At 65.8% G+C, this 14,560-nt stretch carries 12 protein-coding genes and 1 pseudogene; 10 read left to right on the top strand and 3 right to left on the bottom strand.

Features of this window, described 5'->3' with window-relative positions; all coding sequences use genetic code 11:
• Positions 1-36: 36 nt before the first annotated feature.
• Positions 37-843, bottom strand: a complete 807-nt coding sequence (gene cmrA, locus EET10_RS19425; protein ID WP_063467416.1) for a mycolate reductase — start codon at positions 841-843, stop codon at positions 37-39.
• A gap of 73 nt (positions 844-916) precedes the next feature.
• Between cmrA and EET10_RS19420 the strand changes: the two genes are divergently transcribed.
• A complete protein-coding gene (locus tag EET10_RS19420; RefSeq protein ID WP_036400139.1) occupies positions 917-2,257 on the top strand; it encodes an MFS transporter in 1,341 nt (446 codons plus the stop codon).
• Here EET10_RS19420 and EET10_RS19415 read toward each other — a convergent pair.
• Entirely contained in the window at positions 2,254-3,045 is a 792-nt protein-coding gene (locus EET10_RS19415; protein WP_099188479.1) for an MmpS family transport accessory protein, read from the bottom strand. The genes EET10_RS19420 and EET10_RS19415 overlap by 4 nt on opposite strands.
• Positions 3,046-3,317: 272 nt before the next feature.
• Here EET10_RS19415 and EET10_RS32400 point away from each other — a divergent pair.
• Positions 3,318-4,330, top strand: a pseudogene (locus EET10_RS32400) (LLM class flavin-dependent oxidoreductase).
• Here EET10_RS32400 and EET10_RS19400 read toward each other — a convergent pair.
• Entirely contained in the window at positions 4,327-4,968 is a 642-nt protein-coding gene (locus EET10_RS19400) for an SACE_7040 family transcriptional regulator (RefSeq protein WP_036400137.1), read from the bottom strand. The pseudogene EET10_RS32400 and the gene EET10_RS19400 sit on opposite strands and share 4 nt — an antisense overlap.
• Before the next feature lie 106 nt (positions 4,969-5,074).
• Between EET10_RS19400 and EET10_RS19395 the strand changes: the two genes are divergently transcribed.
• The 8 genes from EET10_RS19395 (at position 5,075) to EET10_RS19360 (ending at position 14,399) form a co-directional block, all read left to right on the top strand.
• Positions 5,075-6,718, top strand: a complete 1,644-nt coding sequence (locus EET10_RS19395; protein ID WP_063467050.1) for an AMP-binding protein — start codon at positions 5,075-5,077, stop codon at positions 6,716-6,718.
• A 122-nt stretch (positions 6,719-6,840) separates the two neighbouring features.
• Complete coding sequence (locus EET10_RS19390; protein WP_063467051.1) at positions 6,841-7,584, top strand: CoA transferase subunit A; 744 nt, start codon at positions 6,841-6,843, stop codon at positions 7,582-7,584.
• 77 nt (positions 7,585-7,661) lie between these two features.
• Positions 7,662-8,309 carry a CoA transferase subunit B gene (locus tag EET10_RS19385; RefSeq protein WP_036400135.1) on the top strand — a complete coding sequence of 216 codons (648 nt, stop codon included), beginning with the start codon at positions 7,662-7,664 and terminating at the stop codon, positions 8,307-8,309.
• On the top strand, positions 8,306-9,886 hold the full coding sequence (locus EET10_RS19380) for a carboxyl transferase domain-containing protein (RefSeq protein ID WP_036400132.1): 1,581 nt from the start codon (positions 8,306-8,308) through the stop codon (positions 9,884-9,886). The genes EET10_RS19385 and EET10_RS19380 overlap by 4 nt, the downstream gene beginning before the upstream one ends.
• Before the next feature lie 4 nt (positions 9,887-9,890).
• On the top strand, positions 9,891-11,864 hold the full coding sequence (locus tag EET10_RS19375; RefSeq protein WP_063467067.1) for an acetyl/propionyl/methylcrotonyl-CoA carboxylase subunit alpha: 1,974 nt from the start codon (positions 9,891-9,893) through the stop codon (positions 11,862-11,864).
• Positions 11,861-13,027, top strand: coding sequence for an acyl-CoA dehydrogenase family protein (locus EET10_RS19370; RefSeq protein WP_036400129.1), 1,167 nt, complete (start codon positions 11,861-11,863; stop codon positions 13,025-13,027). Before EET10_RS19375 ends, EET10_RS19370 begins: the two co-directional genes overlap by 4 nt.
• A complete protein-coding gene (locus tag EET10_RS19365) occupies positions 13,024-13,581 on the top strand; it encodes a MaoC family dehydratase (protein WP_099187542.1) in 558 nt (185 codons plus the stop codon). Before EET10_RS19370 ends, EET10_RS19365 begins: the two co-directional genes overlap by 4 nt.
• On the top strand, positions 13,578-14,399 hold the full coding sequence (locus tag EET10_RS19360) for an HpcH/HpaI aldolase/citrate lyase family protein (RefSeq protein WP_036400126.1): 822 nt from the start codon (positions 13,578-13,580) through the stop codon (positions 14,397-14,399). Before EET10_RS19365 ends, EET10_RS19360 begins: the two co-directional genes overlap by 4 nt.
• The last annotated feature ends 161 nt before the right edge of the window (positions 14,400-14,560 follow it).

Genomic DNA, 14,560 nt, shown 5'->3' with positions numbered 1-14,560 from the left:
TGCGGCGGCCGCCGAGACAGCTGCCGAATCCTGTTGCTAGCCGCCTCCGAGCTTCTTGTAGAAGCTGCCGACGATCGGCGCGACGATGGCACGCGGCGCATACTGACTTGCCACCGACATGGCCTTGGACGTCAGGCCCGGAACCACACGCATTTTGTTGCGCTCCAAGGCATCCAGCGATACCCGGGCGGTGTGCTCCGTCGAGATCCACAAGAACTCCGGCACCAGCCTGTCGACCAGCGACGCCTCGGCCTGGTCGGGTAAGTCGGTACGCACCGGTCCGGGTGCCAGCAGCGTGACATGCACACCGGACCCCCGAAGTTCACCGCGCAACGATTCGCTGAAGGTGTTGGCGAAGGCTTTCGTGGCGGCATAGGTCGCGTTGTACGGGATGGGCGAATTTCCTGCTGCAGAGCCGGAAATCAAAATGCCGCCGGCCTTGCGCTCGACCATGTCGGGCAGCACCGCCAAGGTGAGGTCGTGCACCGCAACGGCATTCAGCTGTACTTGAGCTTTTTCGCCCACCGGGTCGAGCGACGCGAGCGGGCCGAACGTCCCGGTGCCCGCATTGGCGCACAGGATCGAGATGTGCCGTTCCGCTAATTCGTCGCACAGCTTCGTCCGTTCCTCCTGGTCGGCGAGATCGGCCGGCCGCACCTCGACAGCGACGCGATACTTGTCGGTCAGGCGGGCTGCGAGTTCGGTCAGCAAAGCTTCGCGACGCGCGGTGACGATCAGACTGTGTCCGCGTGCGGCCAACTCGGTGGCCAACGCCTCGCCGATATTCTGCGAAGCTCCGGTGACAACGGCGCGGGCGTCGGGGCTCGGAGCGGGTATCGGCATGCGCCAATCGTAGACAAGCGGCATGCGCACTCGGGTGCTGCGGGTCGCTGCCACCTCAAATAGAGTGCCGGACATGACCAACCGGGGTTTGAGCACGTATGTGCGATCTCGGGTCGTGGCCTGGGCGCTGTGGGACAGTGGTTCTACCGGCCTGAACGCGATCGTGACCACCTTCGTGTTCGCCGTCTATTTGACCAGTACCGTGGGGGAGGGCATGCCCGGCGGCAGCTCGCCGGCGAGTTGGCTGGGTCGGGCCGGGGCGGCCGCCGGGTTGACTATCGCGCTGCTGGCTCCGGTGGTGGGTGTGTGGGTCGAATCCCCGCATCGGCGGCGGGTGACGCTCGGCGTCTTGACGGGCCTGGCCGTGGGACTGACCGCTGCGATGTTTCTGATTCGCGATAGCCCCGGTTACCTATGGCCTGGGTTGGCGTTGTTGGCGGCGACGGCGTCGTGCAGTGACCTGGCCAGCGTTCCGTACAACGCGATGCTGCGCCAGCTCTCGACACCGGAGACGGCCGGCCGGATTTCCGGGTTCGGGTGGGCAGCGGGCTACGTCGGAAGTGTCCTGCTGCTGTTGTTGGTCTATGTGGGCTTCATGGCCGGCGCCGGTGATGTTCGTGGGTTGCTGCACCTGCCCGCCCATGACGGACTCAACGTCCGAGCGGCGATGCTGTTGGCCGCGGCGTGGCTGGCGTTATTGGCTCTGCCGCTGTTGTTCATCGCGCATAGACTGCCCGATTCCGTCGGAATGCCTCGCCCGAATACGAGCATGTTGGGTGCCTATCGAAAGCTGTGGACGGACATCACCGCCGAATGGCGCCGCGACCGCAATCTGGTCTACTTCCTTGTTGCCAGCGCGATCTTCCGGGATGGGCTGGCGGCAATGTTTGCCTTCGGCGCGGTACTGGGTGTCAACGTGTACGGGCTTACCCAGGCCGACGTCCTGGTGTTCGGGGTAGCCGGGAGTGTGGTGGCTGCTGTCGGCGCGGTGCTGGGCGGATTGGTTGACCACCGGCTCGGCTCCAAGCCGGTCATCGTTGCGTCGCTGGCCGCGATCTTGGCCGCGGCACTGACGTTGATGGCGCTCTCCGGTGCGGTGGCCTTCTGGATATGCGGACTGCTGCTGTGTCTTTTCATCGGACCGTCGCAGTCGTCGGCGCGCGCATTGTTGTTGCGGATGGCTCAGCATGGCAAGGAGGGGGTTGCCTTCGGGCTGTACACGATGACGGGCCGGGCGGTGGCGTTCCTGGGACCGTGGTTGTTTTCGGTCTTCGTTGATATGTTCAGCGCGGTCCGCGCCGGGTTGGGCGGTATCTGCCTGGTGTTGCTAGTGGGCCTGCTGGCCATGCTGGGCGTACGCGTTCCGCGCCGCAGCGTCGTTATAGCCACCGAAGCGGTAACCGAATCGAGTTAACCGGAGGCGTCGCAGATGGTGAGGCCCACCCCGGTGCGCTGGCGAACCTGAACTCCGGCCACCGTGACCGAGCAGGTCACGTTGTGGCCGATATTGATAATGGTGACGCTCGCGGGGTGAAGGGAAGACTTGGGCAGGCTCACCTCTTTGCTCCACGGCAGCGCGACGTTGAACTCGGTCTGTATGACGTCACCGGTATCGGTATAGGTCACGCTGATCGCGCGGCCCTCGCCGGTGACGTTGTAGACGACGGTCTGCATCGCGCCGGGGGCGGGCGTCTCGGTGGGAGTGCCAGAGCCTCCCGTCGTTGTGGGCGCCGGAACGATGCTGGGTGTTGGTGTCAGGGTTCGTGGCGTCGGCGGCTTGAGTGTTGAGCTCGGGGTGGGCATCGGCGGCAGGGGCTCGACAGCCGTCTGGTTCTTGACCGACATGTTCGCGATCACCAAGGCGATGACCAACGCGACGACAAGCAGGACGGCCGCGCCGGCAGCGACCCACAACCATCGCGGGGTGCTCGGACCGTGCGGCGGTGGCGCGGCCCCGTGGAGCACTCCGCCCGGCTCCGGGTGGTCCAGCTGCCAATATTGGGGCGGTAATTGCTGGGTCGGGTTCGCTTCGTAGGCGCTAGGCGCCCACTGGGGGATGTGGCCGCTGTAGGTGGGCGCATAGGGCGCCTGGCCGGCGTAAGCCGGGTCGACGGGCGACGGATTTACGGGACCCTGCGGCCACGTGGGTGCGGGCCCCGGTTGAGGGGGTCCATACCGCTGGGGTCGGCGTGGATCGTTCATGCCCACCTCATGGTTTGAAGGGTACCTAAGAGTCGGGCGGCGGTGTCGCCGCACCGCTCGGCGATAAGGCCGTGCTCGCCGGGGCCCCTTCTCGCCGCGGCTCAGGACAACCGCCACCGCATTCCTCAGCAACCGCTGATGTCTTCGTGCGAGCCGGGTACCCTGTTCTTCAACAACCGCTGAAGAACGTATCCGCAGACGCGTGGCAACCGTCCCGCGGCTGTGACAGGAACGGGGGTTAACGGCGTGAAATTCGGAATAGCCGTACCGGCGTGTCTGTCCGGGATCGCCTACCCGGTCCCGTTCGCCACGGCCGACGAGGTGATTCGATCGCCGTCGAGGCCGAGGCGCTCGGCTTTCACGAGGTCGCCGGCAATGATCATCTGAGCACCCAACGGTTCGTGCGGAAGGCGTGGTCGGCCCCGCCGGACTATTTCGAGCCGCTGATGATGCTGGCGACGATCGCGGCCAAGACATCGGTGGTGCGACTGGCTACCGGGATCCTTGTCTTGCCGATGCGTGAGCCGGTGCTGCTGGCCAAGCAGGTCGCCACACTGGATCAGATAAGCGGCGGGCGCGTCACATTGGCGGTAGCAGCAGGCGGGTACCGAGACGAATTCGAAGCGGTGGCGCCGGATTTGGCCGACGCGTCGCGCACCCGGCTGATGGCCGAGGGCATCGAGGCGTTGCGCATCCTGTTTGGGCAGCGTCGGTCGACCTATGAGGGCCGGTACCGCCGATTCTGCGATGTCGAGTCGTATCCCAAGCCGGTTCAGTCGCCGTTGCCGATCTTCTCCGGCGGCAATGCCACGGGCGCCATTCGCCGGGCGGGGAGCAATGTCAGGGTTGGCTGCCGGCCAAGCTCGGTCCGGACGAAATAGCCTCTGGTCGAGACGAAGTCGCGATATTCGCTCGAGCTGCGGGTCGCGATCCCGCGGACGGGACGATCGGATTGCAGACGGTCGTGTGCCTGGCTCCGACTGCTGAGAAAGCACGTGAGCGCCTGGAGCGGTCGACGTTCGAGCTGTTTCGGACCTCCTTGCGGGACACCATGATGAAAGGCGTGAGTCTGGACAAGTACCTGGCCGACAATCTCATCGGCACGCCGGATCAGGAGTGCGCCAAGGTAGCTGCGTTCGAGCGCGCCGGGCTGGACGGATTCTACGCCACCTTGTTCGTCGCCAACACCGTGAGCGAAATGCTGGAACAGATGCAGCTTTTCGCCAAGTACGTGATCCCGGCCTTTTCGGGGTTACCGGCCTTCGCGGCCGATTCTGAACGCTAGCGGTCAGCGACTCGCAGCGCCGCCACGGTCATGGCACGCATGATGGTGCGGAAACGCAGTACCCGCGCCGATCTGGCGTCGGCCGGCTTCAGGCTGTGCGGTGTGGAGTTCAGCAGCCCGAAGACGGCGTGCGCCATCAGCCGCGCGTCTGCTTCGGGCAGGTCGGGATCACGCTCGCGCAGCACCCCCACCCAGACCTCCACGTACTGGCGCTGCGCTTTGCGCACCTGTCGCTCGGCTGCTGCCGGCAGGTGCGCGAGGTCACGGTCCTGGATTCGGATGAGGTCCGGTTCACCCAGCGCAAAGTCGAGGTGAAAATCAATGAGCCCATCCAACGCTGCGGCCGGATCAGAGCCTCGGGCAGTCACATCGCGGGCGCCGGCGAGGAGCCGGGAACTTATGCCGACCAGCAACTCGACCAGTAGCGACTCTTTGTTGGGGAAGTGCCGATAGATCGCCGGACCGCTGATGCCCGCCGCGGCACCAATGTCCTCCAACCGCACTGCGAGAAAACCGCGTTCGGCGAATAGCCGTTCTGCAGCCGACAACAGCTGCAGACGCCGGTCCGACTTCAACTGACTGCGGCGACTCGGGGTTTCAGGTTGAGCGGGCCGGCCGTCCGCAGCGGACGCTGTCATGACGGCCTCCGTGGAAACTCGTCCTGGACACTTCGGTTAATCGTCACTAACGTAGCACGAGTTAGTCGATGTTAACCCGTCCGCGGCAGCGGCAGGCGGAGGAACCGTGGCAGCCAACGGGGCTGCAGACCACAGCGCCCTTTCTTATGAGCGCGGTCCCGACGTGCCAGCCCTGCTGGAGACCACCATCGGCGTCAATCTCGCCGGGACCGCCTCCCGGCACGGACAGCGGGACGCGCTGGTCGACGTGCACGCCGGGCGGCGCTGGAGTTACGCCGAATTCCTGGCGGACGTTCGGAGATTGGCGACGGGACTGGTGCGCGCAGGGATCGGCGTAGGCGACCGAGTGGGGATTTGGGCGCCCAACCGGTGGGAGTGGGTGTTGGTTCAATACGCGACCGCAGAAATCGGCGCCATTCTGGTGACCGTGAACCCGGCCTACCGATCCAGCGAGTTGCGTTATGCGCTAAGGCAGTCCGGAGTCTGCATGATCATCGCCGCGCCGGGCTTCAAGGATGCGGACTACCGGGCGATATTGTCCGAAGTGTCACCCGATTGCCCGGACCTGCGGGAAGCGGTGTTCATGGGAAGCGATCGGTGGGACGAGCTGGCCGGTACGCGGGCCGATTTGGCTGCGCTGCAACAGATCGCGGCGACACTGACCGGCGATGACCCGGTCAACATCCAATACACTTCTGGCACGACGGGTCACCCGAAAGGTGTCACGCTCAGCCACCGCAACATCCTCAACAATGGATACTTGGTGGGGGAGCTGCTCGACTACACCGCCGACGATCGGATCTGCATCCCGGCGCCGTTTTATCACTGCTTCGGCATGGTGCTGGGCAATCTGGCCGCCACCAGCCACGGCGCTGCCGTGGTGATCCCGGCACCCGGGTTCGACCCCGCCGCCACCCTGCGGGCCGTCCAGGCCGAACGGTGCACCAGCCTCTACGGCGTGCCGACCATGTTCATCGCCGAACTTGGACTGCCGGACTTCACTGACTTCAACCTCACCAGCCTGCGAACCGGGATCATGGCCGGCTCGACGTGCCCGGTCGAGGTGATGCGCATGGTGATCGAACAGATGCATATGCCGGCGATCTCGATCTGCTATGGCATGACCGAAACATCTCCGGTCTCCACCCAGACCCGTGCCGATGATTCCGTGGAGCGCCGGGTGAGCACGGTCGGCCGGGTGGGGCCGCATCTGGAGATCAAGGTGGTGGAGCCGGTCACCGGCGAGACCGTGCCCCGCGGCGTCCCCGGTGAGTTCTGCACCCGGGGTTATTCGGTGATGGCCGGTTACTGGAATGACCCTAAGCGGACCGCAGAAGTGATCGACGCCGACGGCTGGATGCATACCGGAGACTTGGCCGCCATGGACGCATGCGGGTACGTGAAGATCACCGGCCGGATCAAGGACATCGTCATCCGCGGTGGTGAGAACATTTCGCCCCGCGAGATCGAGGAGTTCCTGCACACCCACCCCGACGTCGTCGATGCCCACGTCATCGGCGTGCCCGACGAACGCGTGGGCGAAGAACTCATGGCGGTGGTCAAGCTGCGGGATGGCGCACCGCGGTTGACCATCGCGCGGCTACATGAATTCTGTGCAGGCCGAATCGCCAGGTTCAAGATTCCGCGGTATCTGCGCATCGTCGACGAGTTCCCCATGACCGTCACGGGCAAGATCCGCAAAGTCGAATTGCGTCAACAGGCAATCGACTACCTGCAAGGTCGAGGGTGAGCATCCGGATGCTGGTTACCATCCCTTTACCCACCGCGCGGCCGATGGTATTGTCATGCTCCGGTTAATGAAGATTAACTGAAGAATCCAGCCGGCCGGACAGCGAGGAGACTCTGCGGGTAATGGACAAGGTGGTGGCTACCGCCGCCCAAGCGGTGGCGGACATAACCGACGGGTCCTCCCTGGCGGTCGGCGGGTTCGGGCTGTGCGGCATCCCCGAGGCGCTGATCTCGGCGCTGGTGGACAGCGGCGTAACGGACCTGGAAACAGTGTCGAACAACTGCGGCATCGACGGTGTGGGGCTGGGTGTGCTGTTGGTGCACAAGAGAATTCGCCGTACCATCTCTTCGTATGTGGGGGAGAACAAGGAGTTCGCCCGGCAATTCCTGGCCGGCGAACTCGAGGTGGAACTCACCCCGCAGGGCACGCTGGCCGAGCGGTTACGCGCCGGTGGAATGGGCATCCCGGCCTTCTACACACCGGCCGGCGTGGGTACGCAGATCGCCGACGGCGGGCTCCCATGGCGCTACGACGCTTCAGGCGCTGTTGCGGTGGTGTCGCCTCCCAAGGAGACTCGCGAGTTCGACGGTGTCACATACGTTTTGGAGCGGGGAATCCGCACCGACTTCGCGCTGGTGCATGCCTGGAAAGGGGACCGGCACGGCAACCTGGTGTACCGCTACGCCGCCGCCAACTTCAACCCCGAGTGCGCGCCCGCGGGGAGGATCACGATTGCCGAGGTCGAACACCTCGTCGAACCGGGTGAGATCGACCCGGCGATGGTGCACACCCCGGGTGTGTTCGTGCAGCGGGTGGTACACGTGCCCAATCCCACCAAGCGGATCGAGAAGGAGACCGTGCGGTGAGCTGACCGCACCGACGACGATGCAGTGGGGGCACCGCCCGCTTGCGGGGACGCAGCGATGAAAAGGAGTGGCGCCAAATGACGTGGAGCAGAAACGGGATGGCCGCACGGGTCGCCGCCGAATTCGAGGACGGCCAGTACGTCAACCTCGGCATCGGGATGCCCACATTGATTCCCAACCACATTCCCGAGGGCGTGACCGTTGTCCTGCACTCCGAAAACGGGATCCTGGGCGTCGGGCCATATCCCAAGCCCGAGGATCTCGATGCCGACCTGATCAACGCCGGCAAGGAGACGGTGACGACGTTGCCGGGCGCGGCGTTCTTCGGCTCGTCGACCTCTTTCGGCATCATCCGCGGCGGCCATCTCGACGTCGCGGTGCTTGGCGCCATGCAGGTTTCGGTCACCGGCGACCTCGCTAACTGGATGATCCCAGGCAAGATGGTCAAGGGCATGGGCGGCGCGATGGACCTGGTGCACGGCGCCCGCAAGGTGATCGTGATGATGGAGCACGCGGCCAAAGATGGCAGCCCCAAGATCGTCGAGCAGTGCACGTTGCCGTTGACGGGCGTGGGCTGCGTGGACCGCATCGTCACGGAATTGGCAGTCATCGATGTCTGCGAAGACGGCCTGCATTTGATCGAGACCGCGCCCGACGTGACGGTCGACGAGGTCGTGGCGAGGACCGGACCACGGCTCATATTGCAAGATCTGGTTACCCCGTGACCGCCGTCGCCGCACTATCCTTCGCCGACGAGCACCGCCGGCTGGTGGCCGAGTTGAACACCAGGCTTGCCGCTGCTGCATTGGGCGGCAGCGAACGCGCCCGAGAGCGTCACGTCAGCCGTGGCAAGCTGTTGCCCCGGGAACGGGTGGATCGGCTGCTCGATCCGGGCAGCCCGTTCCTGGAGTTGGCGCCCCTGGCTGCCAACGGAATGTATGACGACGAGTCACCGGGCGCGGGGATCATCACCGGAATCGGCCGGGTATCCGGGCGCGAGTGCGTGATCGTCGCCAACGACGCGACGGTCAAGGGCGGAACCTACTACCCGATCACGGTCAAAAAGCACCTGCGCGCCCAGGAGATCGCGCTGCAGAATCGACTGCCGTGCATCTATCTGGTCGACTCCGGCGGCGCCTTCCTGCCACGCCAGGACGAGGTGTTTCCCGACCGCGAGCATTTCGGGCGGATCTTCTACAACCAGGCGACCATGAGCGCCAAGGGAATTCCGCAAGTCGCGGCAGTCCTGGGCTCCTGCACGGCAGGCGGCGCCTATGTGCCGGCGATGAGCGACGAGGCCGTTATCGTCCGTGAGCAGGGCACGATTTTTCTGGGCGGTCCGCCACTGGTCAAGGCCGCCACCGGCGAGATCGTCACGGCCGAGGAACTCGGCGGCGGCGACTTGCACTCGCGGATATCGGGTGTCACCGACCATCTCGCCGACGACGACGAACATGCGTTGCGGATCGTGCGCTCCATCGCGGCCACCTTCGCGCCCCGCAGCCCGGCTCAGTGGGACGTGGGACGTTCGGTGGACCCCAACCACCCGCAGACCGAGCTTTACGACGTTGTGCCCCCCGACCCGAGGGTGCCCTATGACGTGCACGAGGTAATCCTGCGACTGGTCGACGGCAGCGAATTCACCGAATTCAAGGCGAAATACGGCAAGACCCTGGTGACTGCCTTTGCGCGCGTCCACGGACACCCAGTCGGCATCATCGCTAACAATGGTGTCCTGTTCAGCGAATCCGCGCTCAAGGGAGCGCATTTCATCGAACTGTGCGACAAGCGCAAGATCCCGCTGCTGTTCCTGCAGAACATCGCCGGGTTCATGGTCGGCCGCGACTACGAGGCCGGTGGTATCGCCAAGCACGGCGCCAAAATGGTCACCGCCGTGGCCTGTGCCCGGGTACCGAAGCTGACCGTCGTGATCGGCGGATCCTATGGCGCAGGCAACTATTCGATGTGTGGACGGGCGTACTCACCGCGCTTCTTGTGGATGTGGCCGAATGCGCGAATCTCGGTGATGGGCGGTGAGCAGGCGGCGTCGGTGCTGGCCACCGTGCGCGGCGAGCAGCTGTCCGCGGCCGGCACGCCCTGGTCTGCCGACGATGAGGAGGCGTTCAAGTCGCCGATTCGTGAGCAGTACGAGTACCAGGGCAACCCGTACTATTCGACCGCCCGCCTGTGGGATGACGGCATCATCGATCCGGCTGATACTAGAACTGTCGTCGGGCTTGCTCTTTCAGTGTGCTCCCGGGCACCGCTGGAACCGGTTTCCTACGGCGTCTTCCGGATGTGACGTGATGTTTGACACGGTATTAGTGGCCAACCGCGGCGAGATCGCGGTACGGGTGATCCGTACCCTGCGCCGGCTGGGTATCCGCTCGGTGGCCGTCTACAGCGACCCCGACGCCGGAGCGCGGCATGTGCTGGAAGCCGACCTGGCGGTGCGGCTGGGGCCCGCCGCGGCGCGTGAGAGCTACCTGGACATCGACAAGGTTCTCGACGCCGCCGCGCGCACCGGATCGCAGGCGATCCACCCCGGTTACGGGTTCCTTTCCGAGAACGCCGATTTCGCGGCGGCCTGTGAGCGCGCCGGGGTCGTTTTCCTCGGGCCGCCAACGCGGGCGATCGAGGTGATGGGCGACAAGATCACCGCCAAGAACGCGGTCGCCGCCTTCGACGTGCCCGTGGTACCCGGCGTCGCGAAGCCGGGGCTCAGCGATGACGATCTGGTGGCGGCGGCCGGGGAGGTCGGCTACCCGGTGCTGATCAAGCCGTCCGCGGGCGGTGGCGGCAAGGGTATGCGGTTGGTCGAGGACCCGGCGCGGCTGCGTGACGCGTTGGTGAGTGCGCGCCGCGAAGCCGGTTCCTCCTTCGGGGACGAAACGCTGTTCCTGGAGCGGTTCGTATTGCGGCCCAGACATATCGAGGTGCAGGTGCTTGCCGACACGCACGGCAACGTGGTGCATCTGGGTGAGCGTGAGTGCAGTCTGCAGCGCCGCCATCAGAAGGTCATCGAGGAAGCGCCGTCGGCGCTGCTCGACGCTGAGACGCGGGCGCGAATCGGCGCCGCCGCCTGCAACACCGCCCGGAGTGTCGACTACGTCGGGGCCGGAACGGTGGAATTCATCGTCTCCGCCGAGCGTCCCGACGAGTTCTTCTTTATGGAGATGAACACCCGCCTGCAAGTGGAACACCCGGTCACCGAGGCGGTCACCGGGCTGGATCTCGTCGAGTGGCAGCTGCGAGTGGCTGCCGGCGAGAAGCTGCCATTTGCACAGGACGACATCGAACTTTCCGGACACGCGATCGAGGCGCGGGTCTACGCCGAGGATCCCGCACGCGGCTTTCTGCCCACCGGCGGGCGGGTGCTGCGGGTGATCGAACCCGCCGGTGCGGGTGTGCGGGTGGACTCGTCGCTGCTTGCGGGCACGGTGGTCGGCAGTGACTACGACCCGATGCTGAGCAAGGTGATCGCGCACGGGGCCGACCGCGAGCAGGCGCTGGCGCGGCTGGACCAGGCGCTGGCGCACACCGCGGTCCTGGGTGTGCAGACCAATGTCGAATTCCTGCGGTTCCTGCTTGCCGACGAGCGGGTGCAGTCCGGGGATTTGGACACCGCACTGCTTGACGAGCGGGTGGCCGACTTTGCGCCACGGGGCGCGCCCGACGACGTGTTCGCGGCGGGTGGCCTCTACGTGCAGTGGGTGCTGGCTCGCCAAGCCGCCGGCGACCTGTGGGCCGCCCCGAGTGGATGGCGGGTCGGTGGCGGCAGCGCCCCGGTGCGAACCGCGATGCAGACTCCGCTGCGCACCGAGACGGTGTCGGTGTGGGGCTTGCCGGAGGCGGCCCGGGTGCAGGTCGGAGACGGTGAAACCATTTGTGCCAGTGTGCAACTGGAGCGAGACCGGATGAGTGTGACGCTGAACGGGGTGCGCCGCGACTATCGTTGGGCCGAGGCCGACCGCCACCTCTGGATCGCCGACGAGCGCGGAATCTGGCATATCCGCGAGGCCGAAGAGCGCAAGATTCATCGCGCTGCCGGCGAAAGGCAGGCCGAGGTCGTCAGCCCCATGCCCGGCAACGTCATCGCGGTGCAGTCTGCCTCCGGCGCCGAGGTTGCCGAGGGCGACGTGGTGGTGGTGGTGGAGGCGATGAAGATGGAACACGCGCTCACCGCACCGGTTTCGGGGCAGCTGGAGGTGCTGGTGTCCGTCGGAGAGCAGGTGAAGGTCGACCAGGTGTTGGCCCGGATCAAGGATCAAGGATCATGACGACAATGATTACCGCGGGGACGCTGCCCAAGGAATATCAAGACCTTCGTGACACGGTGGCCGACTTCGCGCGTACGGTGGTCGCGCCGGTTTCGGCCAAACACGATGAGGAGCACAGCTTCCCGTACGAAGTTGTCGCCAAGATGGGCGAGATGGGACTGTTCGGCCTGCCGTTCCCCGAGGACTACGGCGGCATGGGCGGCGACTACTTCGCGCTGGCGCTGGCGCTGGAAGAACTTGGCAAGGTCGACCAGTCGGTGGCCATCACCTTGGAGGCCGCGGTGGGTCTGGGGGCGATGCCGATCTACCGGTTCGGCACCGACGAGCAGAAGCGCACGTGGTTACCGGATCTGACCGCCGGCCGTGCGCTGGCCGGTTTCGGACTGACCGAGCCCGGTGCGGGCTCCGACGCGGGCAGCACCCGCACTACCGCTCGGCTCGAGGGGGACGAGTGGATCATCAACGGCAGCAAGCAGTTCATCACCAACTCGGGCACCGAAATCACCTCGCTGGTCACCGTCACGGCCGTCACCGGAAGCGTGGCGGACGGCAAGAAGGAGATCTCGACGATCATCGTGCCCAGCGGCACACCGGGATTCACCGTCGAGCCGGTCTACAACAAGGTCGGCTGGAATGCGTCGGACACCCATCCGCTGACGTTCACCGATGCGCGGGTGCCGGCTGAGAACCTGCTGGGTGCCCGCGGAACGGGTTATGCCAACTTCTTGTCCATTCTCGACGAGGGCCGTATCGCAATTGCCGCGCTGGCAACCGGGGCGGCGCAGGGCTGCGTCGACGAGAGCGTCAAGTACGCCAAGGAGCGTCAGTCGTTCGGCCAGCCGATCGGGTCCTATCAGGCGATCAGCTTCAAGATCGCGCGGATGGAAGCCCGGGCCCACGTCGCGCGCACGGCGTACTACGAGGCCGCGGCAAAGATGTTGGCGGGCAAGCCGTTCAAGAAGGAGGCGGCGATTGCCAAGATGGTCTCCTCGGAAGCGGCCATGGACAACGCGCGCGACGCGACCCAGATTCACGGCGGCTACGGTTTCATGAACGAATACCCGGTGGCGCGTCACTACCGCGACAGCAAGGTCCTCGAAATCGGTGAGGGCACCACCGAGGTGCAGCTGATGCTGATCGCACGGTCACTGGGGCTGTCGTGAGCAGACCTGCCGGCGAGCGTGAACCTGGCGACGCCACATCGGCGGGTCGCGTCGCAGCATCCACAGTCGGCGCACGGATTGTCCAGAGAGGCCTGTGGTTCGAAGAGTTCGAGATCGGCACCACCTACCTGCACCGGCCCGGACGCACCGTCACCGAGGCAGACAACGTCGTGTTCACCACGCTGACGATGAACACCCAATCGCTGCATCTCGACGCGGCCTGGGCTGCCGAGCAACCGGGTTTCCGCGGTGAGCGGCTGGTGAACTCGATGTTCACCCTGTCGACGATGGTCGGGCTGTCCGTGTCGCAGCTGACGCTCGGCACCATCGTGGCCAATCTCGGCTTCGCGGAGGTGTCGTTTCCCAAGCCGGTCTTTCACGGCGACACCCTGTACGCCGAGACGGTGTGCACCGGCAAGCGGGAGTCGAAAAGCCGTCCCGGCGAAGGCATTGTCGCCCTGGAGCACACCGCACGTAACCAGCACGGCGAGATAGTCGCCCGCGCGGTGCGCACCACGTTGGTCCAAAAACGGCCGGTCGAGGAGGCGCAATGAACCTGCGCGCCGCGGGCCCGGGGTGGCTGTTCTGCCCGGCCGACCGCCCGGAGCGCTTCACCAAGGCCGCCGCTGCCGCCGACGTGGTGATCCTCGATCTCGAAGACGGTGTGGCCCAAGCGGAGAAGTCGGCTGCGCGTCAAGCTCTGCGGGATAACCCGCTGGACCCCGAACGCACCGTGGTGCGCATCAACGCGGCGGGTACCGATGAGCAGGCCCGTGACTTGGAGGCCTTGGCCGCCACCGCGTACCCGACGGTGATGCTGCCCAAGGCTGAGTCGGCGGCACAGGTGGCCGCGCTCGCACCGCGCGACGTCATTGCGCTGGTGGAGACGGCGCGCGGTGCGGTGTTTGCCACCGAGATCGCCGCCGCCGACGGCACCGTGGGAATGATGTGGGGGGCCGAGGACCTGATCGCCACCCTGGGCGGCAGCTCCAGCCGGCGCGCGGACGGCGCCTACCGGGATGTGGCCCGCCACGTGCGGTCAACGATCCTGCTGGCCGCGTCCGCGTTCGGCCGTTTGGCCCTGGATGCCGTGCACCTGGATATCCGCGACGTCGAGGGCTTGCAGCAGGAGGCGATCGACGCTGCCACGGTGGGTTTCGACGCGACAGTGTGCATTCACCCGAGCCAGGTCCCGGTGGTGCACAAGGCGTATCGACCCAGCGACGAGACGCTTGACTGGGCGCGGCGAGTGCTGGCCGCCTCGCGAAACGAGCGTGGGGTGTTCGCGTTCGAGGGCCAGATGGTCGACTCACCGGTGCTGCGGCACGCGGAAATGCTGTTGCGGCGGGCGGGGGAATCCGCGCTCGGGTGACGACGGCTTTGCTGCCTGCGGTCCCGGGACACGGCCGCCGGACGCCGCCCGGCCGCCTCGTCTGGCCAGTTGGGGTGCTCCCGACACGTCCGCACCGGCGCGGCCGATCAGCCCGGTGTCTTCGGATTTGGGAGCATAATGGGAGAAGCGCCAGTGTTGCG

It is taken from the genome of Mycobacterium pseudokansasii (assembly GCF_900566075.1).
Taxonomy (GTDB): Bacteria; Actinomycetota; Actinomycetes; order Mycobacteriales; family Mycobacteriaceae; genus Mycobacterium; species Mycobacterium pseudokansasii.
The sequence above is the reverse complement of the archived record's forward strand: the minus strand, read 5'-3'. Positions and strand labels throughout refer to the sequence as shown.

What these genes read in the sequence shown, in the direction of transcription:
- EET10_RS19370 (WP_036400129.1), top strand. Translation starts at nt 11,861, where the DNA reads ATGACGACAATGATTACCGCGGGGACGCTGCCCAAGGAATATCAAGAC.
- EET10_RS19415 (WP_099188479.1), bottom strand. Translation starts at nt 3,045, where the DNA reads ATGAACGATCCACGCCGACCCCAGCGGTATGGACCCCCTCAACCGGGG.
- EET10_RS19375 (WP_063467067.1), top strand. Translation starts at nt 9,891, where the DNA reads ATGTTTGACACGGTATTAGTGGCCAACCGCGGCGAGATCGCGGTACGG.
- EET10_RS19420 (WP_036400139.1), top strand. Translation starts at nt 917, where the DNA reads ATGACCAACCGGGGTTTGAGCACGTATGTGCGATCTCGGGTCGTGGCC.
- cmrA (WP_063467416.1), bottom strand. Translation starts at nt 843, where the DNA reads ATGCCGATACCCGCTCCGAGCCCCGACGCCCGCGCCGTTGTCACCGGA.
- EET10_RS19360 (WP_036400126.1), top strand. Translation starts at nt 13,578, where the DNA reads ATGAACCTGCGCGCCGCGGGCCCGGGGTGGCTGTTCTGCCCGGCCGAC.
- EET10_RS19385 (WP_036400135.1), top strand. Translation starts at nt 7,662, where the DNA reads ATGACGTGGAGCAGAAACGGGATGGCCGCACGGGTCGCCGCCGAATTC.
- EET10_RS19390 (WP_063467051.1), top strand. Translation starts at nt 6,841, where the DNA reads ATGGACAAGGTGGTGGCTACCGCCGCCCAAGCGGTGGCGGACATAACC.
- EET10_RS19400 (WP_036400137.1), bottom strand. Translation starts at nt 4,968, where the DNA reads ATGACAGCGTCCGCTGCGGACGGCCGGCCCGCTCAACCTGAAACCCCG.